This window comes from Sphingomonas profundi, from assembly GCF_009739515.1.
Taxonomy (GTDB): domain Bacteria; phylum Pseudomonadota; class Alphaproteobacteria; order Sphingomonadales; family Sphingomonadaceae; genus Alterirhizorhabdus; species Alterirhizorhabdus profundi.
The window spans coordinates 133,636-158,982 of record NZ_CP046535.1 but is presented as its reverse complement, the minus strand read 5'-3'; the positions used below and the strand labels follow the sequence as shown (position 1 = coordinate 158,982).

Annotated in this window: 19 protein-coding genes; 7 read left to right on the top strand and 12 right to left on the bottom strand. The window is 69.3% G+C overall.

Annotation, left to right across the window (positions count from 1 at the left end):
• Window positions 1–71: 71 nt before the first annotated feature.
• The 5 genes from GNT64_RS00710 (at window position 72) to GNT64_RS00690 (ending at window position 7,596) form a co-directional block, all read left to right on the top strand.
• The gene (locus tag GNT64_RS00710; RefSeq protein ID WP_156677790.1) at window positions 72–497 is read left to right on the top strand and encodes a DUF983 domain-containing protein; all 426 of its coding nucleotides are present in this window, start codon (window positions 72–74) and stop codon (window positions 495–497) included.
• A gap of 21 nt (window positions 498–518) precedes the next feature.
• Window positions 519–1,523, top strand: a complete 1,005-nt coding sequence (locus GNT64_RS00705; protein WP_156677789.1) for an NADP-dependent oxidoreductase — start codon at window positions 519–521, stop codon at window positions 1,521–1,523.
• A 164-nt stretch (window positions 1,524–1,687) separates the two neighbouring features.
• Window positions 1,688–2,839: an efflux RND transporter periplasmic adaptor subunit gene (locus tag GNT64_RS00700; RefSeq protein WP_277873253.1), complete on the top strand. Its 1,152-nt coding sequence runs from the start codon at window positions 1,688–1,690 to the stop codon at window positions 2,837–2,839.
• Between the two features lie 6 nt (window positions 2,840–2,845).
• Window positions 2,846–6,070, top strand: coding sequence for an efflux RND transporter permease subunit (locus GNT64_RS00695; protein ID WP_156677787.1), 3,225 nt, complete (start codon window positions 2,846–2,848; stop codon window positions 6,068–6,070).
• Window positions 6,067–7,596, top strand: coding sequence for an efflux transporter outer membrane subunit (locus GNT64_RS00690; RefSeq protein ID WP_156677786.1), 1,530 nt, complete (start codon window positions 6,067–6,069; stop codon window positions 7,594–7,596). Before GNT64_RS00695 ends, GNT64_RS00690 begins: the two co-directional genes overlap by 4 nt.
• Here GNT64_RS00690 and GNT64_RS00685 read toward each other — a convergent pair.
• The 6 genes from GNT64_RS00685 to GNT64_RS00660 all read right to left on the bottom strand — a co-directional run bounded on the left by GNT64_RS00685 (window position 7,548) and on the right by GNT64_RS00660 (window position 13,157).
• Window positions 7,548–8,753: a S41 family peptidase gene (locus tag GNT64_RS00685; protein ID WP_156677785.1), complete on the bottom strand. Its 1,206-nt coding sequence runs from the start codon at window positions 8,751–8,753 to the stop codon at window positions 7,548–7,550. The two genes, GNT64_RS00690 and GNT64_RS00685, sit on opposite strands and share 49 nt — an antisense overlap.
• Window positions 8,750–9,661 (bottom strand): hypothetical protein, encoded by a 912-nt coding sequence (locus tag GNT64_RS00680; RefSeq protein WP_156677784.1) that lies wholly within the window; start codon window positions 9,659–9,661, stop codon window positions 8,750–8,752. The genes GNT64_RS00685 and GNT64_RS00680 overlap by 4 nt, the downstream gene beginning before the upstream one ends.
• A 5-nt stretch (window positions 9,662–9,666) precedes the next feature.
• Entirely contained in the window at window positions 9,667–9,954 is a 288-nt protein-coding gene (locus GNT64_RS00675) for a hypothetical protein (RefSeq protein WP_156677783.1), read from the bottom strand.
• Between the two features lie 67 nt (window positions 9,955–10,021).
• Window positions 10,022–11,035: a GDP-mannose 4,6-dehydratase gene (locus GNT64_RS00670; protein ID WP_156677782.1), complete on the bottom strand. Its 1,014-nt coding sequence runs from the start codon at window positions 11,033–11,035 to the stop codon at window positions 10,022–10,024.
• A 1-nt stretch (window position 11,036) separates the two neighbouring features.
• Window positions 11,037–12,050, bottom strand: a complete 1,014-nt coding sequence (gene gmd, locus GNT64_RS00665) for a GDP-mannose 4,6-dehydratase (RefSeq protein WP_156677781.1) — start codon at window positions 12,048–12,050, stop codon at window positions 11,037–11,039.
• Between the two features lie 93 nt (window positions 12,051–12,143).
• Window positions 12,144–13,157: a glycosyltransferase gene (locus GNT64_RS00660; RefSeq protein ID WP_156677780.1), complete on the bottom strand. Its 1,014-nt coding sequence runs from the start codon at window positions 13,155–13,157 to the stop codon at window positions 12,144–12,146.
• Window positions 13,158–13,504: 347 nt separating this feature from the next.
• Between GNT64_RS00660 and GNT64_RS00655 the strand changes: the two genes are divergently transcribed.
• The gene (locus GNT64_RS00655) at window positions 13,505–15,637 is read left to right on the top strand and encodes a glycosyltransferase (protein ID WP_197277209.1); all 2,133 of its coding nucleotides are present in this window, start codon (window positions 13,505–13,507) and stop codon (window positions 15,635–15,637) included.
• 11 nt (window positions 15,638–15,648) lie between these two features.
• Window positions 15,649–17,508: a glycosyltransferase family 4 protein gene (locus GNT64_RS00650; protein WP_156677778.1), complete on the top strand. Its 1,860-nt coding sequence runs from the start codon at window positions 15,649–15,651 to the stop codon at window positions 17,506–17,508.
• A gap of 17 nt (window positions 17,509–17,525) precedes the next feature.
• Here the strand turns inward: GNT64_RS00650 and GNT64_RS00645 are convergent, their stop codons facing one another.
• The 6 genes from GNT64_RS00645 to lepA form a co-directional block, all read right to left on the bottom strand.
• Complete coding sequence (locus tag GNT64_RS00645; RefSeq protein ID WP_156681341.1) at window positions 17,526–18,866, bottom strand: dicarboxylate/amino acid:cation symporter; 1,341 nt, start codon at window positions 18,864–18,866, stop codon at window positions 17,526–17,528.
• Window positions 18,867–18,948: 82 nt separating this feature from the next.
• Window positions 18,949–21,243: a TonB-dependent receptor gene (locus GNT64_RS00640; protein ID WP_156677777.1), complete on the bottom strand. Its 2,295-nt coding sequence runs from the start codon at window positions 21,241–21,243 to the stop codon at window positions 18,949–18,951.
• 175 nt (window positions 21,244–21,418) lie between these two features.
• Window positions 21,419–21,544, bottom strand: coding sequence for a hypothetical protein (locus GNT64_RS22145; protein ID WP_277873252.1), 126 nt, complete (start codon window positions 21,542–21,544; stop codon window positions 21,419–21,421).
• Between the two features lie 197 nt (window positions 21,545–21,741).
• Entirely contained in the window at window positions 21,742–22,686 is a 945-nt protein-coding gene (locus tag GNT64_RS00635; RefSeq protein ID WP_156677776.1) for a histone deacetylase family protein, read from the bottom strand.
• Window positions 22,687–23,138: 452 nt separating this feature from the next.
• Complete coding sequence (locus GNT64_RS00630; RefSeq protein ID WP_156677775.1) at window positions 23,139–23,381, bottom strand: DUF2171 domain-containing protein; 243 nt, start codon at window positions 23,379–23,381, stop codon at window positions 23,139–23,141.
• A gap of 69 nt (window positions 23,382–23,450) precedes the next feature.
• Window positions 23,451–25,271 carry a translation elongation factor 4 gene (gene lepA / locus GNT64_RS00625; RefSeq protein WP_156677774.1) on the bottom strand — a complete coding sequence of 607 codons (1,821 nt, stop codon included), beginning with the start codon at window positions 25,269–25,271 and terminating at the stop codon, window positions 23,451–23,453.
• Window positions 25,272–25,347: the final 76 nt, after the last annotated feature.

Here is a 25,347-nt window from a genome sequence, read left to right as displayed (position 1 = left end):
TCGTCCGCTGCATAGCCGCGACCGGCGGTTCGGGCGAGCGCCGGTTGACCCGCCTGTCTGGAAGGAAAGCCATGGACCCCGTCCCCCCGCCCGAGACCGGGCCCGACAGCTGGCCCCGGCTCGATCCGATCCGCACCGGCGTGCGCGGTCTCTGCCCGCGCTGCGGCAAGGGCCACATCTTCAGCGGCTTCCTCTCGATGCGGTCCGCCTGCGAGGTCTGCGGGCTGGACTATGGCTTCGCTGATCCGGCGGACGGCCCGGCCTTCTTCGTCATCTGCTTCGGCTGCGTGCCCAGCGTGGTGCTGGCGATCTGGATCCAGCTGCGCTTCGATCCGCCCTTCTGGGTGCACCTGCTCACCAGCCTGCCATTCCTGCTAGTTACCTGCCTCGCCCCGCTCCGCCCATTGAAGGGGTGGCTGGTGGCGAGCCAATATGTCTACCGCGCGCGCGAGGGGCGGATCGTGCCCCCGGCCGATCGTCCGCCGCCGCAGGCCTGAAGACGAGAGGGCAAGAGGATCATGGCGGAGACGATGCGCGAGTTCAGGCTGGCGGCCCACCCACGCGGCCGCGCGCTGGAGGACGGCGACTTCAGCCTCGTCGAGGTGCCCCGCCCGGCGCCCGGCCCTGGCGAGGTGCTGCTGAAGCTGCGCTGGCTGGCGTTCGAGCCGGCGCAGAAGGGCTGGATGGAGAATTTCGGCGACTATGTCGCGCCGATGGCGATCGGCGACGTGATGCGCGGCATCGGCCTGGGTGAGGTGATCGAGAGCCGCAATCCGGCGCTGCCGGTCGGCACCCTGCTCACCGGCATGACCGGCTGGCGCGAATATGTCGTGACGGACGGCGAGGGCTACGATGCCGTCGAGCCCGCCTTGCCGCCCACCGCGATGCTGTCGCTGCTCGGCCTCACCGGGCTCACCGCCTGGGTCGGCCTGTTCCGGGTCGGCAAGCCGGTGACGGGGGATACGGTGCTGGTGTCGGGCGCGGCCGGGGCGACCGGCTCGATCGTCGGCCAGCTCGCCCGCATCGCCGGCTGCCGCACGATCGGCATCGCCGGCGGCGAGGCGAAATGCCGCTGGCTGACGGAGGAGGCCGGCTTCGACGTCGCGCTCGACTACAAAGCCGGCGACCTGAAGGCGCAGCTCCGCGCCGCGGCGCCCGGCGGCGTCCATGTCGCCTACGACAATGTCGGCGGCCCCACCCTCGATGCGATGCTCGGCGTGATCGCGCACGGCGCGCGGGTGGTGATCTGCGGCGGCATCAGCCGCTACGAGACGGGCGGCAAGCCGACCGGCCCTGGCAATTATTTCAACCTGGTGATGCGCCGCGCCACCATGGGCGGCTTCATCGTGTTCGATCACGCCGCCGACTATCCGGATATCCGCCGCCGCCTCACCGCCCTCGCCCTCGCCGGCAGCCTGCGCTGGCAGGTGGACGAGCAGACCGGTTTCGAGAATGCGCCCGCCACCCTGCGGCGGCTGTTCGAGGGCGCGAACTTCGGCAAGCAGGTCCTGCGGATATCCTGATCCGCGTTGCCGACGCGCCGTTGTGCAGCGCAGCGGAACCGCGCCCGGCATGGGGAGTTCAGGCAATTGACAGGGGTTGGGTGCGAACCTAGCCAATTGTCGATGCGCCCCGCTCCCGAGAACGCCAGATGAAAGTGCCACCGTTGCGGCGCGCGTCCTGTCTAATGCTTCTGCTGGCTGTCGCCGCCTGCGGCTCGGCGAAGGACAAGTCGAAGGAGAAGCCGGTTCCCGAGGCCGGCTTCGTCGTGGTCCGCACCCAGCGCGTGCCGCTCGCGATCGAGCTGGCGGGCCGCACGAACGCCTACGAGACGTCCGAGGTGCGCCCGCAGGTGAGCGGCCTCGTTAAGGCGCGGCTGTTCACCGAGGGCACGATCGTGAAGGCCGGGCAGACGCTCTACCAGATCGATCCCAGCCTCTACCGCGCCGCAGCGGCGGAGGCGCGCGCGAACCTCGCCAATGCCGAGGCGGCGCGCGTGGCGGCGGCGGCGCGGGCGCAACGCTACCGCCCGCTCGCGAACATCGAGGCCGTGAGCCGGCAGGACTTCGCCGATGCGCAGGCCACCGCCGGCCAGGCCGCCGCCACCGTGGCGCAGCAGCGCGCGCTGCTCGATACCGCCAACATCAACCTGCGCTTCACCCGCGTGCCGGCGCCGATCACCGGCCGCATCGGTCGCTCGCTGTTCACCGTCGGCGCGCTCGTCACCTCCGGCCAGGCCGATCCGCTGACGACGATCCAGCGGCTCGACCCGATCTTCGTCGATATCCAGCAGTCGAGCGCCGACCTGCTGGCGCTGCGGCGCGCGCTCGCCTCGGGCAACGGCATCGTGCCGTCCTCGGCGGCCGTCCGCCTGGTGCTGGAGGATGGCAGCGACTATGGCCCCGCCGGCCGCATCGAATTCGCCGAGCCGGTCGTCGATACCAGCACCGGCTCCGTCACGTTGCGCGCCACCTTCCCCAATCCCAGAGGCCTGCTGCTGCCGGGCATGTATGTGCGCGCCAAGCTGTCGCAGGCGACGGCGACGGATGCGATCCTGGTGCCGCAGGCCGGCATCTCGCGCGATCCGCAGGGCAAGGCCACGGTGCTGCTCGTCGGCCCCGGCAACAAGGCGGTGCAGCGCGTGGTGAAGGCCGATCGCACGATCGGCGCCGCCTGGCTGGTGACGGGCGGGCTGAAGCCGGGCGACAAGGTGATCGTCGAGGGGCTCGGCCGGATCAAGGACAAGCAGCCCATCCGCCCGGTCCCCGCCGGCTCCCGGGCGAAGCCGGCGCCGCAGGCCGGCGACAAGGACGGATCCTCGCAAGCGCCGAAGTCCTGATCCGCGATGCTCTCCCGCATCTTCATCGATCGGCCGATCTTCGCCTGGGTCATCGCGATCGTCATAATGCTCGGCGGCATCGGCGGCATCCTCTCGCTGCCGGTGGAGCAATATCCCGATATCGCGCCGCCGGCGGTGAACATCCGCGCCACCTACCCCGGCGCCTCGGCCGAAATCCTTGAATCCTCCGTCACCCAGGTGATCGAGCAGCAGCTGACCGGCATCGACGGGCTGATCTACTTCTCGGCAACGTCCAGCTCGGCCGGGCAGGTGACCGTCACCGTCACCTTCGAGAAGGGCACCGATCCCGACATCGCCCAGGTGCAGGTGCAGAACAAGGTGCAGCAGGCGCTGCCCCGCCTGCCCAGCCAGGTGCAGCAGCAGGGCCTGGTCGTCACCAAGTCGAACGCCGATTTCCTGATGGTCGTCTCGGTCTATGACGAGACGGACCGGACGAGCGTGTTCGACGTCTCCGACTATCTCGTTTCCACCCTTCAGGATCCGATCGGCCGGCTGCCGGGCGTCGGCGACGTCAACGTGTTCGGCGCGCAATATGCGATGCGCATCTGGCTCGATCCGTTCCGCCTCGCCAGCTTCGGGCTGATCCCGGCGGACGTGACGACGGCGATCCAGGCGCAGAACACGCAGGTGGCGGCCGGCCAGCTCGGCGCCCAGCCCTCGCCGCCCGGGCAGATGCTCAACGTGATCGTCACCGCCCGATCGCGGCTGACGAACGTGGACGAGTTCAAGAAGATCATCGTCAAGACGCAGACGGACGGCTCCCGCGTGCTGCTGCAGGATGTCGCGCGGGTGGAGCTGGGCACCGAGAATTACAGCACGATCAGCCGGCTGAACGGCCATCCCGGCGCGGGCATCGCCGTGCAGCTGGCGCCGGGCGCGGATGCGCTGAAGACGGCCGAGCTCGTCCGCGCCGAGGTGCAGGCGCGCGCCAAGGCCTTTCCGGGCGGCTACAAATACGCCTTTCCCAACGACAGCACGGCCTTCATCAAGCTCTCCGTCGAGGAGGTCATCAAGACGCTGATCGAGGCGATCATCCTCGTCGTCATCGTGATGTTCGTGTTCCTCCAGAGCTGGCGCGCCACCCTGATCCCGGCGATCGCGGTGCCGGTGGTGCTGCTCGGCACGTTCGGCATCCTCGCCCTGTTCGGTTTCACGATCAACACGCTCACCCTGTTCGGCCTCGTCCTCTCGATCGGCCTGCTGGTGGACGACGCGATCGTCGTCGTCGAGAATGTCGAGCGCGTGATGGAGGAGGAGGACGACATCTCCCCGCGCGACGCGACGATCAAGTCGATGGCGGAAATCCAGACGGCGCTGATCGCGATCGCGCTGGTGCTCTCGGCCGTGTTCATGCCGATGGCCTTCTTCGGCGGCTCGGTCGGCGTGATCTATCGGCAATTCTCGATAACCATCGTGTCCTCGATGATGCTCTCCGTGGTCGTCGCTCTCGTGCTCTCGCCGGCGCTCGCCGCCACCCTGCTGAAGCGGCCGGACAAGGACCGGGCGGAGAGCGGCAACCGCGTCGCCCGCTTTGCCCACAAATATGGCGAGAAGTTCAACAACTGGTTCAACCGCACGGCGGATCGCTATCGCAGCGGCGTGGACAAGGTGATCCACCGGCCGTGGCTGGCGATGCTCGTCTATCTCGGCATCACCGCCCTGCTGGTGGTGGTGTTCGTGCGCCTGCCGACCAGCTTCCTGCCGGTGGAGGATCAGGGCCGCGGTCAGCTGCAATTCACCCTGCCGCCGGGCGCCACGCAGGAGCGGACGCTGAACGCCGCCAAGGCGATCGAGACCTACTTCCGCCAGTCCGAGCCGAAGAACACCTCCGTCATGTACATGATCGTCGGCGGCGGCCCTGGCGGATCGGGCCAGAATGCCGGGCGCGGCTTCATCGCCTTCGCGCCGTGGGACGAGCGCAAGGGCAAGGAGAACAACGCCGACGCGATCAACCAGCGCGCGACCAAGGCGCTCTCGGCGCAACTGCGCGACGTGGAATTCTACTCCACCAGCCCGCCCGCCGTGCGCGGCCTTGGCCAGTCGAGCGGCTTCACCCTGGAGCTGCTGAACACCGGCGGACTCGATCGCCAGACGTTCAAGCAGCGCGAGCAGCAGCTGCTGGCCGCGGCGCGCAACGATCCGGCCCTATCCAACGTGCGCCTGAACGGGCTGGAGGACGTGCCGACCTTGCAGGTGGTGATCGATCAGGAGAAGGTCGGCGCCCTCGGCCTTACCCAGAGCCAGGTCGATTCCACTCTCTCGGCCGCGTGGGGCGGCACCTACGTCAACGACTTCGTCGATCGCGGGCGGGTGAAGCGCGTCTACGTGCAGGGCGATGCGCCCTATCGCGCGCGGCCGGAGGATCTGGCCAACTGGTTCGTGCGCACCGCCACCGGCACGATGGCGCCCTTCTCCGCCTTCTCCCGCACCAGCTGGGGCCAGGCGCCTACCACCCTCGCCCGCTTCAACGGCCAGTCCGCCTTCGAGATCAACGGCCAGCCGGCGGCCGGCTACAGTTCCGGCGACGCGATGGAGCGCATCGCCGAGCTCGCCACCGAGCAGCCGGGCGTGTCCGTCGCGTGGAGCGGTCTCTCCTATCAGGAACGGCTCTCCGGCGGGCAGACGCCCATCCTGTACGGTCTGTCGCTGCTCGTCATCTTCCTGTGCCTGGCGGCCTTGTACGAGAGCTGGTCGATCCCCTTCTCGGTCATGATGGTCATCCCGCTCGGCCTGGTCGGCGCCGCGATCGCGGTGGCGCTGCGCGGGCTGGAGAACGACGTCTACTTCCAGGTCGGCCTGCTCACCACGATGGGCCTGTCCGCCAAGAACGCGATCCTGATCGTCGAGTTCGCCGAACAGGCGGAGAAGCGCGGCGCCAGCCCGGCGGAGGCGGCGCTGGAGGCGGCACGGCTGCGGCTGCGGCCGATCATCATGACGAGCCTGGCCTTCATCTTCGGCGTGCTGCCGCTGGCGATCTCGACCGGCGCGGGCGCCCTCAGCCGCGTCGCCATCGGCACCGCCGTGATCGGCGGCATGCTGACGGCGACGGCGCTGGCGATCTTCTTCATCCCGCTGTTCTTCGTCCTCGTCCGCCGCTGGTTCGGCCACGCCGGCGAGCGGAAGGACGAAGACAAGGCGGAGGGCGAGAGAGCAGAGAACGAGAAGCGCGACGGCCCGCCGGGCGCCGCGCCGCAGGAGCAGCCGGCATGATCCGGCGCCTCGCCGCCATCGCCAGCCTCGCGGCGCTCGCCGCGTGCAGCCTGGAGCCCAAATATCTCCGCCCGGAACCGCCGGTGCCGCCGAGCTGGCCCGTCGGCGACGCCTATCTGCGTCAGACCGAGGCGACGCTGCCGGCGATCAGCTACCGCGACATCTTCCGCGATCCACGCCTGCAGAGCGTGATCGCCCGCGCGCTGGCGAACAACCAGGACGTGGCGATCGCGGTGGCGAACATCGCCTCGGCGCGCGCGCTCTACCGCGTCCAGCGCGCCGCCCTGCTGCCCTCGCTCGATGGCAATGCCCGCGTCTCAGTGAGCGACGGCGGCGGCAACGGCACGTCCACCACCGGCACCACCGTCGGGACCGGAACGGGTACGGGCACGGGCACGGGCACCGGAACGGGAACAGGCACCGATACGGGCACCGGCGGCACCGGCACGGGCGGCACCGTCGTCACCACCGGCGGCGGCGGCACCCGCACCGTCTACACCGCCAATGTCGGCGCCGCGTTCGAGCTCGATCTGTTCGGCCGCATCCGCAACCTCAGCAAAGCCGCGCTCCAGGAATATCTCGCCACCGAGGCCGCTGCCCGCGCCGCCAGGCTCACCCTCGTTGCCGATACCGCCAGCGCCTGGCTGACGCTCGCCACCGATCGCAGCCTGCTCGCCATCGCCGCCGATACCGAGAAGAGCGCCCAGCGCAGCGTCGATCTCACCCGCGCGCGGCTATCGGGCGGGGTCGCCCCGCGCACCGATCTGCGCCAGGCGGAGACCGTGCTGGCGCAGGCCCGTTCGGATCGCGCGGACCTGACGACGATCGTCGCGCAGGACCGCAATGCGCTCGATCTGCTGATGGGCGTGGCCGTGACGGATGCTGAGCTGCCCGCCTCGATCGAGAGCGTCGACCAGAGCCTAAGCGAGCTGCCCGCGGGGCTCGACTCGCGCATCCTGCTGCGTCGGCCGGATGTGGTGCAGGCCGAATATACGCTGCGCGCCGCCAATGCCCGTATCGGCGCCGCGCGCGCCGCCTTCTTCCCCACGATCGGCCTCACCGCCGTCGCCGGCTTCGCCAGCACCGCTTTGTCGTCGCTGTTCACCGGCGGCGCCTTCACCTGGTCCGCCACACCCACCGCCAGCGTGCCGATCTTCGACGGCGGCGCCAATCGCGGCAACCTCGCCTACGCCAATGCCCAGCGCGACGTGGCCGTCGCCACCTATCGCCAGACGATCCAGACGGCGTTCCGCGAGGTGGCGGACGCGCTCGCCCGGCGCGGCACGGTGGATCGGCAGTTCGCCGCCCAGCGCCTGCTCGCCGAGGCGGCGCAGGACAGCTACACGCTGGCCGACGCGCGCTACCGCGAGGGCATAGACAGCTTCCTCGTCAGCCTGGATGCGCAGCGCACGCTCTACACCGCGCGTCGCTCGCTCGCCTCCACCCGGCTGGTCCGCGCCGACAATCTCGTCGAGCTCTACCGCACGCTCGGCGGCGACATGCTGGCGGACGCCCCGGCCGGATAGTCGTTCGTCACGGCCGCGACGGCCCGGTCCAGCGCCGGATCCGCACCGCGCCGCAACTGCGCCAGCGTGGGGACGACGACGATGCCGGGCAGATAGCCCGCCCCTTCCAGCCGCGCGCCGCCCGGCGTGCGGATGTCGTGCTCCGCCACCGTCAGCCGGCCCCCGTCCGGCAGGCGATAGGTCGCGCCCGCCGTCAGCGCGCCCGCCGTGCGCTCGCCCACCGTCGTCGCGCGGCCGCTCTCGCCCAGGAATGCGGCAAGCGCCTCGCCGGCGCTGGCGGTGCGCGGGCCGACCAGGATCGCCAGCGGCCCCAGCCACGCGCGCGCGCCCGCGCCCGCCGTCGTCTCGTCGCGGGTGCGGCGGGCGGTCAGCCGCAGCACCACGCTGCGCCGGTCCACGAACAGGCCGGCGACGCGATCCAGCACGTCCGCCTCGCCCCCCTCATTCTCGCGCAGATCGAGGATCACGGCGCGCGGGCGGGGAGCCCCGGCAAGCTCGCGCGCGATCCAGCGATCGTCGCCGCCGACGAACTGGTCGAACGCCAGCAGCAGCACGCCGCCCTCCAGCCGCCGCGTCCGCCGGCTCGGTTCGGGCGGCAGCGGTGCGCCGCGCAACGTCATCGCGTGGGTGGCGCCGCCTTCGTCCTGCAGCACCAGCGCGGCCCCGTCGCCTTCGCCGAAATGGTCGTCCACGTCCACCGGCCGGCCGTTCACAGACACCAGCTTCCAGCCGATCTGCATGCCGGCCGCCGCCGCCGGGCCGCCGGCCTGCACCTGCCTTATCCACCAGGCGCCGTTCGCCTGATAGGCATCGAAGCCGAAGCCGCTCTCCCCATCGCCCCGCGCGCGCTCGCGATCGTAGCCGGCGCGCTCGGGGCTGAGCGCGTAGACGTGGCTGTCGCCGAGCCGTTCGAGCAGCGCGTTGATCGCGGCGTAGAGCGCGCGCGGGCTCTCCGCGTCGCGCGCTTGGGGGCGCAGACGCGCACGCTCCGCCGGCCAGTCCAGCCCGCGCATGCTCCTGTCCCAGTAGCGCCGGCCGACGAGCGACCAGGCTTTGTCATAGACGCGCAAGTTGCGTGCTTGCTGCGCGGCGGACGGGGCCGCGACGGCCGGCGCGGCAGACAGGGCGAGCGCCAGCAGCAGCAGGCGGCACGTCATCCGGCGAAGTCGCAGCGCAGGGTCATCGTCAGCGTAAGGGGCGAGAAGGCGATTTCGCCGCACCTGTCCAGTCGGTCTCGCCCGATCACGATCGCCGGCCAGTCGATCTGGCGGGGAACCCGGCGCCGGACGACGATATCGTCGGTGCCGCCAGCCTCCTGCGGCAGCTGGCGTCGCCCGCCGAAATCCGCCGTGCGCACCAGCAGCCAATCGAAGCGGAAGCCGGCGAGCACGGGGGGACGATCGAAGGCGATCGGCCGGGCCGGACGCGCAATGCCGAACATCACCGGCACCGCCTGCGTGCCGCCGGCGAACCGCCCGCCATGCGCCGCCGCCAGGATCGCCCCCGCCGATGCCGTCGCAAGTGTCTCGTTACGCACCAGGGAGAGTTTCACCCGCACCGCCTCGCGGCCGACGCGCTGGCGCGCCTGCAGCCCGAAATCCCCGTCGCGCTCCATAGCGAAGCTCAGCGCGGGGCGTGCCGGATCGGCGGCCCGCACCAGGCGGACCAGCGCGTAGGGCAGCAGCGCCGGGCTTATCGCGCCGTCCACGCCGGCGCAGCAATCGCCATGGGTGGAAAGCGTCGCCATCATCGTGCGGTCGTTCAGCACGAAGGTCGCCGTCGCCACGCGGCTCGGCACCGCGATCCGGCCGACATCATCGGTGGAGCCGCGCTCGAACGGCAGACCCAGCCGGTCGGCGGCCGCGGCGTTCAGCTCAATCGCGTCGCGCTGGTCGAAGTCCACGCGCAGCCGCAGCGGCACCGATCCGATCATGATCGAGATGACCGGCGCGTCCATGTCCAGCGTCAGCGTGCCGGTCGGCGGCGGCGGTGCGCGCGAGAGAGTAGGCGCCGCCACCGTCGCGGCGGCGATGGCGAGTAGCGCCCGCCCGCCGCGACGCCGCACGGTCTCTACCGGTAGCGGCGCCGGTTATAGTAGCGGCCGCGATACTTGCGATCGTGCCGATAGGAACGGTGGTGGCCCTTGTCGATCGTGTTGACGATCGCGCCGCCCGCGCCGCCGATCAGCGCGCCCTCGCCTACCGACAGGCCGGGGATCAGCGCACCGGCGACCGCGCCGCCGGCCGCACCGATGCCGGCGCCGCGCAGGATATGCCCCGCGCTCTGCGCCGATGCGGGCGCCGCCGCCACGCCGAGCGAGAGAAGCGCCGCGCTGCCGAACGCCATCAGCCTGTTCATCGTCAATCTCCCTGATACGCAATGATCGGCCGGCCAACGCGGCGTTTCGCATTGCGGTTCCGGGGCGTCAGCCGTGGGCGATGCGCGCCCGCTGATCGTCGAGAATCGTTGCCAGCGTCTCCTCGATCGCGTGGCGCGGCGCCCAGCCCGCCGCGGCGCGGAACGCGGCCGCGTCGATCGCGGCCAGCGGCACCTCGCTCGGCCGCACCCGCGCGGGATCGGTGACGACGGTGGTCGGCACGCGGCTCATGCCGCGCAGGGTGGCGAGGATCGTCGCGATCCGCACCGTGCGGCCGGAGGCGACGTTGAAGACATTGCGCGGCGGCAGCGTATCGGCGCGGGTCAGCAGGCCGATATAGCCGGCGATCACGTCGCGCACGTCCATGAAGTCGCGCTCGGCATCCAGGTTGCCGACGGCGATCTCGGCCGGGCCGCCCTGCTCGATCCGGGCGATCTGCGCGGCGAACGCCGGGATGACGAAGCGCTCGTCCTGTCCCGGCCCGCTGTGGTTGGAGGGCCGCACCACGATCAGCCGGGCGGTTCGCGGCAGCACGTCGGCCAGCATCCACTCGGCCGCCGCCTTCGATCGCGAGTAGGAGGATTGCGGCCACATCGCCGTATCCTCGCGCGCCACGCCGGCGTTGAAGCTGAGGCCGTACACCTCCACGCTGCTGACGAAGAACAGGGTGCAGGCCGGCGCATGCTCGGCCAGCGCCGTCGCCAGGGTCAGGCTGCCGCCCACGTTGATCGCCCAGGTGCCGGCGGCGGCGTTCAGCGACTGGCCGACCGACGCCTGCGCGGCGAGATGGACGACGAGGTCCGGCCGCACCGCCCGCACCGCCGCCGCGACGCTGGCCGGATCGGTGAGGTCGAAGGCGATCTCCTCGCGCGTGGCCCGCTCCCCGGCCCGGCCTTGCTCTCCGGCACCGCGCGCGCCGGGCTCGCGGGTCGCCAGCACCATGCGCGCGCCCGGCGCCAGCCGCGCGGCCAGCGCCGGCACCAGATGGCGGCCGACGAAGCCGTCGGCGCCGGTGACGAGAATCCGCACGAAGGGCAGCGGCGTGCCGGCATCCTCGGCCATGTCAGGGCTGGATGTCAGGCTGCGGTTCGGTGACGGCGGCGGGTTGGGAGAGGCGGGCGAGATCGGCCTCGACCATCTCGACGATCATCCGCTCGAGCGAGGTCTCGGCCGCCCAGCCGAGCGCCGCCTTCGCCTTGGTGGCGTCGCCCAGCAGCACGTCCACCTCGGACGGGCGGAAGAGATCGGGGTCGATCACCAGATGGTCGTCCATCGCCAAGCCGACATGCTCGAACGCGATCCGGCACATGTCGCGCACCGTCGTCGTCACGCCCGTCGCCACCACATAGTCGTCCGGCGTCTCCTGCTGCAGCATCAGCCACATCGCCTTCACATAGTCGCGCGCATGGCCCCAGTCGCGCTTGGCGTCGATGTTGCCCAGGCGCAGCTCCGTCGCCAGCCCCAGCTTGATCCGCGCCACCCCGTCCGTCACCTTGCGCGTCACGAACTCCACGCCGCGCAGCGGGCTCTCATGGTTGAACAGGATGCCCGACGACGCGTGCATGCCGAAGCTCTCGCGATAGTTCACCGTGATCCAGTGGCCGTAGAGCTTGGCCACCGCATAGGGCGAGCGCGGGTAGAAGGGCGTCGTCTCCGACTGTTCCGGCTGCTGGATCAGCCCGTACATCTCCGACGAGGACGCCTGGTAGAAGCGCGTGTCCGGCTTGATCAGCCTGAGCGCCTCCAGCACGTTCGTCACGCCCACCGCGGTGATGTTCGCCGTCAGCACCGGCTGCCGCCACGATGTCGCGACAAAGCTCTGCGCCGCCAGATTGTAGAACTCGTCCGGCCTAACCTCGCTCACCACCCGCACCAGCGACGACAGGTCCGACAGGTTGGCGTCGTGCAGTTTCAGCCGGTCCGCTATCCCCAGCCACCGCAGCCGGTGATCCGCCACGCCCAGATGCGACGAGCGACGGATGATCCCGTGGACCTCATACCCTTTCCGCAGCAGAAGCTGCGCCAGATACGCGCCGTCCTGACCCGTCACACCCGTGATCAACGCACGCTTCGTCATCCGTCTTCCCGTACACCGTGGCAGCGATGGGCCGTCGGCTAGCCCAAACCCTGCCAAATGCAACCGATATCGAAACCGATCCGGCGCGCCGCCTCAGCCGGCCAGGGCGGTGAACAAATCGTCCCACTGGCGCGAGACGTGCGCCTGGCCGAACAGCGCCACGGCCCGCGCCCGGCCCAGGCGGCTCGTCTCGTCGGCGAAATCGCGGTCCTCCAGCAGCCGGACGATCGCATCGCGCGCTTCCGCCACGTTGGTCGCGACGATGCCGGCGCCGTCCGCCAGCAGTTCCGGCACCTCGTAATAGGCGCCGCGCGGCGCGAAATCGCAGGCGATCACCGGCATCCCGGTCATCAGCGCCTCCATGAAGTTGAGCGTGTACGGCACCTCGCGGCCCGAGCAGTAGAGATAGCCGCGGCACGCATCATAATGGATCTTCTGCTGCTCCGGCGTCAGCAGGCCGACCGCCCCGTCCATCCCCTCGTTGCCGACGCCGCCGAGCATGGTGGGCAGCCCGGCGACGATCTGCCCATAGGCCTCGGCCTCGGCCGGATAGCGCTGGCGGAACAGGTTGGCGAAGGTCAGCACATGGTCCGAATGGCCGAGCCATGGGCCGTAATCGTCCTCGTGCTTGGCGAAGCGGATCAGCGCCGTCTCGCCGCAATAGCCCGGCGCCCGGCGCTCGACCGGGGAGTAGCGGACGATGTTCAGCCCCTGCCCCATCAGCCGCGACGCCGTCTCCTCCAGCCCCTCGATATTCTGGCCGATCGTGCGCCACACGACCGGACGGACGGAGAGCGCCGGCCAGTGCCGCAGGATCATTTCGAGATCGTGCATCACCACGACGATGTCGAACAGTTCGACGAAGGCGGCCGGCACGATCGTCTCGGCGGCGTAGGGCGCGCCGTAGCGGAAGCGGCCGCCGAGCGCGTGGAAACGATCGAGCAGCGCATGCTCGCCTTCGTTGAACGGAATGGGATCGCGGAACGGTTCGACCGCCTGGAAGCCGAAGTTCACGCCCAGCGGGAAGACATCGTGGCCGAGCCGCTTGAACATGCGGATCTCGTCATCCTCGAGCACGGAGTGGACGGAAACGTAGAGGATCTTCATGTTCCAGCCCCTGCTGAAGCGGCGATGCGACGCGGCCCCGCCGCCGCCGACCCGCGGACGGCGCGCGCACGCCTCTGATGGTGGATGGCGCGAAGGAGGATCAGGCCCGGCCCACCCCCGAGCGGCCGGGGCGGCGCGGCGCGGCGACCGTCCGCCGCCATCCGTGCCCGCTCGTGCCGCTTCCGCTCGGTATCGTGTCCATCCTCATCCCGGGCCGACTGCTACAGCTTCCCCGCCGGATTTCAACCGCGCAGGCCGACATGGCGGGCAGCCGCCCGAGTTGCCCGCCGCGCGCTATCGTGTATGTCTGTCGCCGGCTGCGCGGCGCTTGGGCTTCTGGAGCAGGAATGTCGTTTCTTTTCAAGCGCAAGAGGACGTTCCGCAAGCTCGGCAACGCGCATCGGGACAAGGGCGGGTGGCAGGAGGCGGCCGCCGCCTACCGCCGTCACCTGGACGACGAGCCGGACGACGTGGCGATCTGGGTGCAGCTGGGCCACATGGAGAAGGAGAGCGGCCGCATCGCCGAGGCGGAGGCGGCCTATACGCAGGCGTCCGTCCTGGCGCCGACCGATCCCGATCCGCTGCTGCACCTGTCCCACATGCTGAAATCGCATGCGCGGGCCGAGGACGCCTTCGACGCCTTTCTGCGCCTGTTCCGCATCGCGCCGGAGGAGGAGACGCGCGAGGAGCTGCAACGGCTGATGCCGCGCCGCCGGGTGGGTGCCACCGTCACCGCCCGGCCCGGCGCGATCCTGTTCGCGATGCAGGACTTCTTCAATTCCTTCGCCGGGAACAGCACCTTCACCGGCATCCAGCGCGTGCAGGTGGGGGTCGCCCTCGCGGCGATGGCGGATCCGGCGGTGGATGCCCACTTCATCGTCAACGGCGCGGACGAGAATGATCGCGCCACCTTCCTGCGGCTGGACGAGACCGCGCTGCGCGACATCTTCGCCTATGTCGGCGGCGAGACCGTCAACCATGCGGTGCTGCTGCAACTGCTGCGGGTGGCGGAACTCGGCGCCGCGCCGATCTCCTTCGGGGCCGGCACCACGATCGTGATCCTCGGCTCGTTCTGGGGCCTGGGCGAGGGCGTCGCCCGCTACCTCGATGCCAAGCGGGACGGCGCCCGGCTGGTCGCCTACGTCCACGACGTGATCCCCGCCTCCCACCCCGAATATTGCGACGCCAACCTCAGCAACGCCTTCTGGCGCGCGCTGGCCGAGCTGCTCCACGTCGTCGACTTCATGATGACGAACTCGGACTTCACGCAGGCCGAACTCAGGCGCTTCATCGCCGAGCAGGGCGGCACCCCCGTGCCGATGCAGACGGTGCCGCTCGCCCACTCGCTGGAGGGGGCGAAGGCCGCCGGCGGCGCGTGGCCGGCCTCGCTGGCCGGCCTGCGGAACGAGCGGTACGTCGCCTACGTCTCGACCGTGGAGGGCCGCAAGAACCACATCTACGTCGTGCGCGCGTGGCAGCGCATGATCGAGAACGGGGTGCGCGTGCCCGATCTGGTGTTCGTCGGCCGCGTGGGCTGGAAGACGGACGATCTGACCGCGCTGCTGCGGCAGACGGACAATCTCGGCGGACGCGTCCACATCGTCCACGGCCTCTCCGATGCGGAGCTGAACGCGGTCTACGCCAAGGCGATGTTCACCGTGTTCACCAGCCTCGTCGAGGGCTGGGGCCTGCCGGTGGGCGAGAGCCTGGTGCACGGCGTGCCTTGCGTCGCCGCCAACGTCGCCTCGATCCCGGAGGTGGGCGGCGCCTTCGTCGACTATGTCGATCCGACCGACCTGGAAGACGGCGTGCGCGTGCTGACGCGGATGATCGCGGACGATCGCTACCGCACCGAGCGGCGGCGTGCGATCCGCGAGGGGTTCGTCCCGCGCAGCTGGCGCGACGTGGGCGACGATCTGCTCGCCAAGCTGCGCGCGATGATCGCGGCCCATCCCCAGGTCACGCCGGTCACGCCGGTGGCGTTCGACGACGGCCGCGTCTTCCGTCCTGGCGGCGTGATGGGTCGGCCGAGGCCGGTCGCCGGCTATTTCGCCAGCCCGCTGGGTCTCGCCATGGCGACCAGCTTCTACGAGGCGGAGCCCGGCGGCGCGTGGCTGCGCGGCGGATCGGGCGAGCTGACCTTCGGCACCTCCGTGCCGCCCGGCGAGGACATCGTCGTGCTGCTGGCGATCAAGACGGCGCCGTGGGCGCTGGGCCGCGACATCTCGATCGACCTGCCCGGATCCGGCACCGGGCCGGCGCGCTGGGCGCGGCTGAAATCCGCGCGGACGCTGCTCCGCATCCAGGGGCCGGTGGCGGCGGACGGCACCTGCACGCTGATGCTGCGCACCGACTTCGAACCCGAACCCATCCCCGGCGACACCCGCCGTTTCGCCGTCGCGCTCGAATCGCTCGGCTACGCGCCGGCCGGCCGGCCGGACGCGCGGACCGAGCTGCGCGAGACGTTCCTCTTCACCTGATAGGCTCTCCGATGGACCGCACGATCGATTTCGTCTCGACGAACGAGGGCGCCGGCGCACGCGCCGACCCGGAGGCCGCGATCCGCAAGCTGGACGGCGCGGACATCATCCTCTTCTCGGTGCAGGATCTGTTCGGCTACCTGAAGGCCCATGCCACGATGTCGGGCATCCAGCGGGTGCAGGCCGGCATCGCGCTCTACGCGATCGAGCATGAGGACGAGCGCGTCGGCTTCATCCTGAACGATCTCAGCGACAAGTATCGCGACGGCGAGTTCCTGCTGATCGACAATGCCGCCTTTCGCGAGGTGATCGCCTACGCCTCGGGCGAGCGGGTGGATCACGAGCATCTGCGCGGCATGCTGGCGCGCTGCGAGGCGGAGGCGCACGTCATCCGGCCCCGCCCGGCCAACACCATCATCCTGCTGGGCGCCTTCTGGGGCCATGGCAACACGATGGACCGCTACGTCACCGCCAAGCGCGACGGCGTGAAGCTGGGCGCCTACGTCTACGACATCATCCCCGTGACCCATCCCGAATATTGCGACGCGGATCTGGTTCGCGATTTCTCCATGTCGGTCGGCGAGATGGGGCTGGTCGTCGATTTCGTGTTCACCATCTCGGACTATACGCGCGAGACGCTGGCCAGGCTGTTCCGCGAAAATGGCGGGCGCGACATCCCGATGCGCACCGTGCCGCTGGCCCATTCGCTGACGGTGCCGGACATCAGCGTGGAGAGCTGGCCGGCGGCGCTGCGCAAGATCAAGGGCCGCCCCTACGTGGCCTATGTCTCCACGGTGGAGGGGCGCAAGAACCACCTCTACGTCGTCAACGCCTGGCGGCAGATGATCGATCAGGGCGTGGACGTGCCGGATCTGGTGTTCGTCGGCCGCCGCGGCTGGCGGATCAGCGGCCTGATGGACCTGCTGGACGGCACCAACTATCTCGATGGACGCGTCCACATCGTCCACGATCTCTCGGATTCAGAACTCAACAGCATCTACGCCAATTGCCGCTTCACCGTGTTCACCAGCTTCGTCGAGGGCTGGGGCCTGCCGGTGGGCGAGAGCCTGATCCACCATGTGCCGTGCGCCGCTTCGCGCACCTCGTCGCTCCCGGAGGTCGGCGGCGTGTTCGTCGACTATCTCGATCCGCTGAACCTGCGCCAGGGCGTGGTGGTGCTGCGCAAGCTGATCGAGGATCACGACTATCGCGAGGCGCGCCGCCAGCAGATCCGCGAGCATTTCGTGCCGCGCAGCTGGGACGATGTCGGCCGCGACTTCATCGAGAAGGTGCGCGAGGAGATCGCGACCGGCTATCCGGCGCGCACCATCCATCCGCCGCTGCCGCAGGGCGTGAAGTTCACCCTCGGCGATCTCGTCAGCCGGCCGATCCTGATGCACGATTATGTGCCCAGCCCGATGCGGCTGGCGCTGGTCGGCTCCTTCTACCATCTCGAACGCTTCGGCGCGTGGATGCGCGGCAATGTCGGCGAGTTCACCTTCCAGACCGATCTGCCGGCCGGCGAGGAGGTGGTGGTCTATGCCGAACTGGAAGTGCGCGACAAGGCGACCGGCCGCGACATCTCGATCACCGTGGCCGACGCCGGTGGAGAGGCCCCGCCGCGCTGGCAGACGATCGCCGATACCGGCCAGCGGCTCTACCGCACGCGCGGGAAGGTGGGCGAAGGCGGGCTCTGCACGATCGTGCTGGAGGTGAGCGGCACGCTGAACGCGGTCGAGTTCGACTCGCGCCTGTTCGCGATCGGCCTCGCCGCGATCGGCTATGCGCGGGCCACCGACTCGGCGCTGCGCGAGGACCTGGTCGAGCGCTTCACCTTCCAGGACATGAGCCGCGGCGGCCGCGGCCGGTAGCTGCGGCGGCCCCGGCTCTATCCGGCGGGCACCGCGTCGGCGGGCAGCCGGTCCACGGGCGGCGCCTCGCCGGCCATCGCGCGATCGAACTGCGCCTTGTCGAACCGCCCTTCCCAGCGCGCGACGACCACGGTCGCGACGGCATTGCCGATGAAGTTGGTGAGGCTGCGGCACTCGCTCATGAAGCGATCGACGCCCAGGATCAGCGCCATGCCCGCCACCGGCACGCTCGGCACGATCGAGAGGGTGGCGGCCAGCGTGATGAACCCCGCGCCGGTGACGCCCGCCGCGCCCTTGGACGAGAGCATCGCCACGCCGAGCAGCAGCAGCTGCTGGCCGAGCGTGAGATCGACGTTGCACGCCTGCGCGATGAACAAGGCCGCCAGGGTCATGTAGATGTTCGTGCCGTCCAGATTGAAGCTGTAGCCGGTGGGCACGACCAGGCCGACGATCGACTTGGGGCAGCCGGCGCGCTCCATCTTCTCGATCAGGCTCGGCAGCGCGCTCTCCGACGAGGAGGTGCCGAGCACCAGCAGCAGCTCCGCCTTCAGGTAGCCGATCAGCCGCAGGATCGAGAACCCCGCCAGCCACCCGACCGCGCCCAGCACCACCAGCACGAACAGCAGCGAGGTGAGATAGAAGGTCGCGACCAGCCCGGCGAGGTTGGCGAGCGTATCGACGCCGTACGCCCCGATGGTGAAGGCCATCGCGCCGAAAGCGCCGATCGGCGCCGCCTTCATCAGGATCGCGACCACCTTGAACAAGGCGAGCGACAGATCCTCCAGCGCCGCCAGCAGGCGTGTGCCGCGATCGCCGATCATCGCCAGGCCGACGCCGAACAGGATCGCGACGAACAGCGTTTGCAGGATATTGCCCTCCGTCAGCGCGGAGAGGAACGTGTCCGGGATGATCCCGGTGAGGAAGCCCACGACCGTCGTCTCGTGCGCCTTGGCGGCGAAGCCGCTGACCTTCGAGGCGTCGAACCGCGCGGGATCGATGTTCAGCCCGGCGCCCGGCCGCACCACATTGGCCACGATCAGGCCCACCACCAGCGCCACAGTGGAGAAGGTGAGGAAGTAGGCGAACGCCTTGGCCGCGACCCGGCCGACCGAGCCGAGATCGCGCATGCCGGCAATGCCGGTGACGATGGTGAGGAAGATCACCGGCGCGATGACCATCTTCACCAGCTTGATGAAGGCATCGCCGATCGGCTTCATCGCCTGGCCGGTGGCCGGCGCGAAATGGCCGAGCATCACCCCGGCGACGATCGCGGCGAGCACCTGCAGATAGAGGTGCGCGTACCAACGGCGGCGGACCGGCGGCACGGCGGGGTCGGCGGATCGGGCGATGATCGTCATGGCTGGCATCGCCATGCACCGCACGGCCGGGCCGGCGCAAGGCACGCTTCTGCGGCCGCCCCGCCGCCGCGACGCAGGGGCCTCAGAACTTGCCGGAGAGCGAGACGCCGATGATGCGCGGCTCGTTGTAGACGGCGGCGAGGTAATTCTCGATCACGCCCTTCAGGTTCTTTTCCTTGGTGATGTTGCGGGCGAACACCGCCACCTCATAGGCGCCGTTGCCGCCCTCGAAGCCGACGCGCACGCCGCCCTCGAAATTGTCCTTCGAGTAGAATTCCCGCGTCCGGTAGAGCACGAAGTTGGTGTAGCCCTGCACGTTCCAGTCGGTCGAGACGAACGCCTTGCCGGCGCTGCCGATCGGCACGTCGTAGCGCACGGCGAAGTTGAGGTTGTATTCCGGCGCGTTCGGCAGCGGGTTGCCGTTGATGTTGGCGAAGGTGTTCGTGCCCACCCGGATCGTCGAATCCTGCACGGTGCAGACGACGATGTTGTTCAGCTGGCACACCTGCGCGAAGACGTTCGGATCCTTGATCTCGGTGTGCAGCAGGCTGACGCCGGCCGAGATTGCGAGGTTGGGGATCGGGCGGAACTCGGCATCCGCCTCCATGCCGTAGCCGTCGGCCTTGTCGGCGTTGAACAGCACGCCGTTGCCGTTCACGTCGTTGCCGTTCAGCTGGATGTCCTTGACGCGGTAGAAGAAGCCGGTGGCGTTCAGGCGCAGCTTGTTGTCGAACAGCCGGCTCTTGAAGCCTGCCTCGTAGGAGGTGTTCGTCTCGGAATCGGCGGTCGTGAAGTCGGCGTTGAACACGGCCGAGCGGCCCTGGATGGTGGGGCCGCGGAAGCCGCGCGCCACGCGGGCGTAGACGCTCAGCTCCGGCGCCACCTCGTACAGGGCGGAGACGTCCCAGCTCGGCTTGGTGTCGGAGAGGGTCACGTCGCGCCGGCCGCGATAGGTGGAGACGTTGGCGACGGTGTTGGCCGTCTTCAGCAGGATCGTGCGCTTGCTGTCCTTCGTCTGGCGCACGCCGCCGGTGATCGTCAGGTCGCCGACGTGGTAGCTCGCCTGGCCGAAGAAGGCGTAGCTGTAGTTGCGGTTGCGCAGCCGCACCCAGTTGTTCGGGTTGCGCGCCGCCGTCGTCAGGAAGAAGGCGCGCTGGTAGAAATCGGTGATGTCCCGGCTGTCGAAATAATAGGCGCCGACCTGCCACTTGAAGGCGGTGTCGCCGGTGCTCGCCAGCCGCAGCTCCTGCGTCCACTGGTCCAGGTCGCGGATCTGGCCCTGGCTCTGGCCGAAGCCGTTGGGCACGCCGCCGACCGGATAGTCGGCCGCGGCACCGCCGTCCGTATCGCCGCGGCTGAAGCCGTGGGTCGTCTCGTAGGCGGTGATGGAGGTGAAGGCGGCGGGGCCGAAGTCCATCGCCATCTTCACCGATGCGCCGTAGGTCTTGTAGGCCTGCGGATTGTTCTGCGCCTCGTCGTAGCGGACGACGGTGCGCGGCGCGATCGGATCGTTCGATCCCTTCACCAGCCCCTGGCGCAGGAACAGGGTGGAGGTGCCGTCATAGTCGCGGGCGTGGCCGGAGGCGAGGATGGAGAAGGTGTCGGTCGGCGTGAACAGCAGCTGCAGCCGCGCATCCTTTTCCTCGAAGCCGCCGAGTGCGTTCTTGCGCGGCGTCACCGTGCCGTCCGCGCTCGTGCCGTTGAAGGCGTTGTCGACATAATCGTCGCGCCGCTGGTAGAGGCCGGAGAGGCGGAAGGAGAGCTTGTCCTGCACCAGCGGGCCGCCGACGCCGGCGTCCACCGTCACCGTATTGTAGCTGCCGTAGGTGGCGGTGGCGCGGCCGGTAAACTCCTGCGTCGGGCGCAGCGTATCGAACTTGATGATGCCGGCGGTGGTGTTGCGCCCGAACAGCGAGCCCTGCGGCCCGCGCAGCACCTCGATCTGGCCGACGTCGAACACCGGGTTCGATTTCAGCACGACATGCTCGAGCACCACGTCGTCCTGGATGATCGACACGGGCTGCGAGGCGCCGAGATAGAAGTCGATATTGCCCAGGCCGCGAATGTAGAAGCGCGGGAAGATGCGGCCGGTAGTCGTTTCCGCATACAGGCTGGGCACGCGACCGGAGAGGGCGAGCAGCGTATCGTCGCCGCCGCTGGTGAAGGCGCGCAGATCGCCGCCCTGCAGCACGCCGACCGAGACCGGCACGTTCTGGAGATTCTCCGACCGGCGCTCGGCGGTGACGACGATGTCCTGCAACTCGCCGCTGGCCGTGGCCGGCGGTACCGCATCCTGCGCGGCGGCGATCGCCGGCCAGAGGGACGCGCCCGCGCACAGGCCGGCGATGATGACACGCTTGCTGATCAGGAAGGACACTCGCTTAAACCCCCGGGAAGCTGGCCCGCATCGTGGTGATGCGGGATCGAACTGCTCCGGCCGGCTATGCGGCTTGCGCGATAAATTTGTGACAGCCTGTTGCCGGAATGGCGATCGATCGGCGCACCGTGTCCGACGGGCAACAGTCCGCCCCTCCCGCCGCTGGAACCCCGCGCTAGAAAGCGGCGCGGATCGCGTCCAGCAGGCCGGCCCACATCACCAGAGAAACCGGCAGGCCGATCACCACGGCGCGCAGGCCCGCCACGTCGTTCCTGCCCGTCTCACCGCCCAACCCGATCATCGCCTCACCCCAGATGCCCCGCCCGCATCTGCGCACGCGCGCGGCCGGCGACCAGTGAGACTTTGGTCGAAATGCATGACGCAGGGCGCAATCGGCGGGTCACGGGCGACGAGGCAGCGCGCCCGGCTGTCATGGAGCGCGGCCTGTCCTCCGGAACGAAGCGCCGCGAGAGGCGTCGGTACGCGGCCGCCCTGGGCTCAGGAAGCAACGGACCGTCGCGCAGCCGCCGCATAAGCGGCGGCCAGCACGAGGACGGAGCGGACGTGGCGCTCGGCCACGGCCATGATGTCGTCGCCATAGCCGCCGCCCAGGGTGCCGGCGAACGGCAGGCCGCGCCCGCCGGCGAGCCCGGCAACCAGCCGATCGCGCGCGTCCAGCCCCTCCGCGCTCAGCGCCAGCCGGCCGAGCCGGTCGCCGGCGAACGGATCCACCCCGCCCTGGTAGAGGATCAGCGACGGCGCGAAGCGATCGAGCAGCGGCACCAGCGTGGCTTCCAGCGCGGCGAGATAGGCGGCGTCGCCGGTGCCGTCGGCCAGCGGCACGTCCACCGTCGATGTAGCCTTGCGCGCCGGGAAGTTCCGCTCGGCGTGGATCGAGTAGGTCGCGATCGCCGGCCGGGCGGCGGTGAGGCGGGCGGTGCCGTCACCCTGGTGCACGTCGCAGTCGACGATCAGCACGCGCGCCGCCTGCGCCTCCTCCACCAGCCGCACGGCGGCGATGGCAAGATCGTTGAACACACAATAGCCCGCGCCGCTGTCCGCCAGCGCATGGTGGCTGCCGCCGGCGCTGTTCACCGCGAAACCGTGGCTCAGCGCCGCGCGCGCGGCGGCATAGGTGCCGCCCGGCACCCGCACCGCCCGTCGCGCGACAGAGGGCGTCACGGGGAAGCCGATGCGCCGCTCCTTCTCCTTGGGCACGCGCGCGTTCACCACCTCGGCGACATAGGCGGGGTCGTGGACCGCCTCGATCCAGCGGAGCGGCATCGGCGCCGGCTCGATCCACGCGATCCTTGCGCCCTCGGCGGCCAGAAGATCGCGGACGAGGCCGTTCTTGTTCCAGCGATAGCGGCTCTCGGGATTGTTCGCCGCGACATAGTCGGGATGGTGGACGACGCGGATGCGGTCGTCCGCAACGATGCTCATTCGCCCATGGCCTGATCGGGGGTCGGACGGGGGAGAGCGCCGCAGGCGGCTCGATCCCCCGTGCCGCGGTCGGGTCGTTGCCGGTTCGACCGGCGGCTCCCCTCGGATTCTGTCATGCGACTCGACAGCGGCCGGCAGGTCGTATCCGAAGCGCTGGCCAAAAAAAAGGGCCGGTCCCGAAGGACCAGCCCGAAAGTTTAGGAGAGGATGCCTGAAAGGCACGCTCTTTGTGCATCGCAGCACGAGATGTTGCAAGTGCGAAAAGAGCAATCGAGATTGCGTGAGCTGCATCTGGGCGCACTTCTAAGCCTGCTCATCCCACGTAGCGCGATTTCGCTCCCTCCGACTAACATGTGCCGCCGCGAGCGCGGCGGGATCATACCTCGTTTGCCCTGCGGTGCAGCAAAGCAACCGTACCGGACGATCCCGGGACGGATCGCCCGGTCCCGGCCTTATTCCTCTTCCTCGAAGCTGATGGCGACGTCCGCATTGGCGGACAGGCGCACCGTGTCGCCCTCGACCGACGCGACGAGGCCGCCCGAGATGAAGTGGTGATGGCCCTTGTGGCTACCCTCGCCGCTGTCCTTCTTCGTCAGCTTGATGCGATCGCCCTGCACATGATCGACCGTGCCGACATGCACGCCGTCCGCGCCGATCACCTCGGCATGCTCCTTGATCTGGGAAAGGTCAGCCATCGTCTCGTCTCCTGCTGGGTGGAGGCGAGATAACGATCGGAGGCGGCTTTGGTCCCGCCGGAGCGGGCCTTATTCCTCGCCCATGCGCAGCGCGGCGATGAAGGCCTCCTGCGGGATCTGCACGCTGCCATATTCGCGCATCCGCTTCTTGCCCTCCTTCTGCTTCTCCAGCAGCTTCTTCTTGCGGCTGGCATCGCCGCCATAGCATTTGGCCGTCACGTCCTTGCGCATGGCCGCGATCGTCTCGCGCGCGATCACCTTGCCGCCGATCGCCGCCTGCACGGGTATCTTGAACAGGTGGCGCGGGATCAGGTCCTTCAGCCGCTCGCACATGCCGCGCCCGCGCGTCTCGGCATTGGCGCGGTGGACGATCATGCTGAGCGCGTCCACCGGCTCGCCGTTCACCATGATCGACATCTTCACGAGATCGCCCTCGCGATAGCCGATCTGGTGATAGTCGAAGCTGGCATAGCCGCGGCTGATCGATTTCAGCCGGTCGTAGAAGTCGAACACCACCTCGTTCAGCGGCAGCTCGTAGACCACCTGCGCGCGGCCGCCGACATAAGTGAGGTTCTTCTGGATGCCGCGCCGGTCCTGGCACAGCTTCAGGATCGTGCCGAGATACTCGTCGGGCACGTAGATCGTCGCCTCGATCCACGGCTCCTCGATCGTCTCGATGCGGTTCGGGTCGGGCATGTCGGCCGGGTTGTGCAGCTCGATGACCTTGGCGTCCTCGGTCTTCGAGTGGCTCAGGTGCATGCGGTACACCACCGAAGGCGCCGTGGTGATGAGGTCGAGATCATATTCGCGGGTCAGCCGCTCTTGGATGATCTCCAGGTGCAGCAGCCCCAGAAAGCCGCAGCGGAAGCCGAAGCCGAGTGCCGCCGAGGATTCCGCCTCGAAGCTGAACGAGGCGTCGTTCAGGCGCAGCTTGTAGAGCGAATCGCGCAGTTTCTCGAAGTCGGCGGCATCCACCGGGAACAGGCCGCAGAACACCACCGGCTGCACTTCCTTGAAGCCGGGCAGCGGTTCCGCCGTGGGCTTCCTCGCATCGGTGATCGTGTCGCCGACCGCTGTCTGGCTCACCTCCTTGATCTGCGCGGTGATGAAGCCGATCTCGCCGGCGGCCAGTTCGGTCAGCTGCTCGATCTTGGGCCGCATGCAGCCCACGCGATCGACCAGGTGCAGCGTGCCGTGCTGCATGAACTTGATCTGCTGACCCTTGCGCAGCACCCCTTCGACAACGCGCACGAGGATGACGACGCCGAGATACGGGTCGTACCAGCTGTCCACCAGCATCGCCTTCAGCGGCGCCGCGCGATCGCCCCTCGGCGGCGGCACGCGGGTGACGATCGCCTCCAATACCTCGTCTATGCCGATGCCGGACTTGGCGGAGGCCAGCACCGCATCCTCGGCCGAGATGCCGATGATGTCCTCGATCTCGGCCTTCACCTTCTCCGGCTCGGCGGCGGGCAGGTCGATCTTGTTGATCACGGGCACGATCTCATGATCATGCTCGATGGACTGGTAGACGTTGGCCAGCGTCTGCGCCTCCACACCCTGCGCCGCGTCCACCACCAGCAGCGCGCCCTCGCACGCCGCCAGGCTGCGGCTCACCTCATAGGCGAAGTCGACATGGCCCGGCGTGTCCATCAGGCTCAGCTCGTAGACCAGGCCGTCCTTCGCGGTGTAGTTCAGGCGCACCGTCTGCGCCTTGATGGTGATGCCGCGCTCCTTCTCGATATCCATGTTGTCGAGCACCTGGGCGGACATCTCGCGATCGGTGAGGCCCCCGGTGCGCTGGATCAGCCGGTCGGCGAGGGTCGACTTGCCATGATCGATATGGGCAATAATCGAGAAATTGCGGATGCGGTCGAGCGGGGTGGACACGAGGATGGGTCTGCCGATGCGAAAGGAGCTTTGCGGCGGGCGATAGCATCGCGGAGGCGGGATGCCAAACCTGCCG

Bases quoted from the DNA above. Each gene is read 5' to 3' on its own strand.
- GNT64_RS00660 (WP_156677780.1), bottom strand. From the start codon at position 13,157: ATGAAGATCCTCTACGTTTCCGTCCACTCCGTGCTCGAGGATGACGAG.
- gmd (WP_156677781.1), bottom strand. From the start codon at position 12,050: ATGACGAAGCGTGCGTTGATCACGGGTGTGACGGGTCAGGACGGCGCG.
- GNT64_RS00700 (WP_277873253.1), top strand. From the start codon at position 1,688: ATGCTTCTGCTGGCTGTCGCCGCCTGCGGCTCGGCGAAGGACAAGTCG.
- GNT64_RS00695 (WP_156677787.1), top strand. From the start codon at position 2,846: ATGCTCTCCCGCATCTTCATCGATCGGCCGATCTTCGCCTGGGTCATC.
- GNT64_RS00670 (WP_156677782.1), bottom strand. From the start codon at position 11,035: ATGGCCGAGGATGCCGGCACGCCGCTGCCCTTCGTGCGGATTCTCGTC.
- GNT64_RS22145 (WP_277873252.1), bottom strand. From the start codon at position 21,544: ATGATCGGGTTGGGCGGTGAGACGGGCAGGAACGACGTGGCGGGCCTG.
- GNT64_RS00630 (WP_156677775.1), bottom strand. From the start codon at position 23,381: ATGGCTGACCTTTCCCAGATCAAGGAGCATGCCGAGGTGATCGGCGCG.
- GNT64_RS00655 (WP_197277209.1), top strand. From the start codon at position 13,505: ATGTCGTTTCTTTTCAAGCGCAAGAGGACGTTCCGCAAGCTCGGCAAC.
- GNT64_RS00710 (WP_156677790.1), top strand. From the start codon at position 72: ATGGACCCCGTCCCCCCGCCCGAGACCGGGCCCGACAGCTGGCCCCGG.
- GNT64_RS00645 (WP_156681341.1), bottom strand. From the start codon at position 18,866: ATGACGATCATCGCCCGATCCGCCGACCCCGCCGTGCCGCCGGTCCGC.
- GNT64_RS00690 (WP_156677786.1), top strand. From the start codon at position 6,067: ATGATCCGGCGCCTCGCCGCCATCGCCAGCCTCGCGGCGCTCGCCGCG.
- GNT64_RS00675 (WP_156677783.1), bottom strand. From the start codon at position 9,954: ATGAACAGGCTGATGGCGTTCGGCAGCGCGGCGCTTCTCTCGCTCGGC.
- GNT64_RS00685 (WP_156677785.1), bottom strand. From the start codon at position 8,753: ATGACGTGCCGCCTGCTGCTGCTGGCGCTCGCCCTGTCTGCCGCGCCG.
- GNT64_RS00705 (WP_156677789.1), top strand. From the start codon at position 519: ATGGCGGAGACGATGCGCGAGTTCAGGCTGGCGGCCCACCCACGCGGC.
- GNT64_RS00650 (WP_156677778.1), top strand. From the start codon at position 15,649: ATGGACCGCACGATCGATTTCGTCTCGACGAACGAGGGCGCCGGCGCA.
- GNT64_RS00635 (WP_156677776.1), bottom strand. From the start codon at position 22,686: ATGAGCATCGTTGCGGACGACCGCATCCGCGTCGTCCACCATCCCGAC.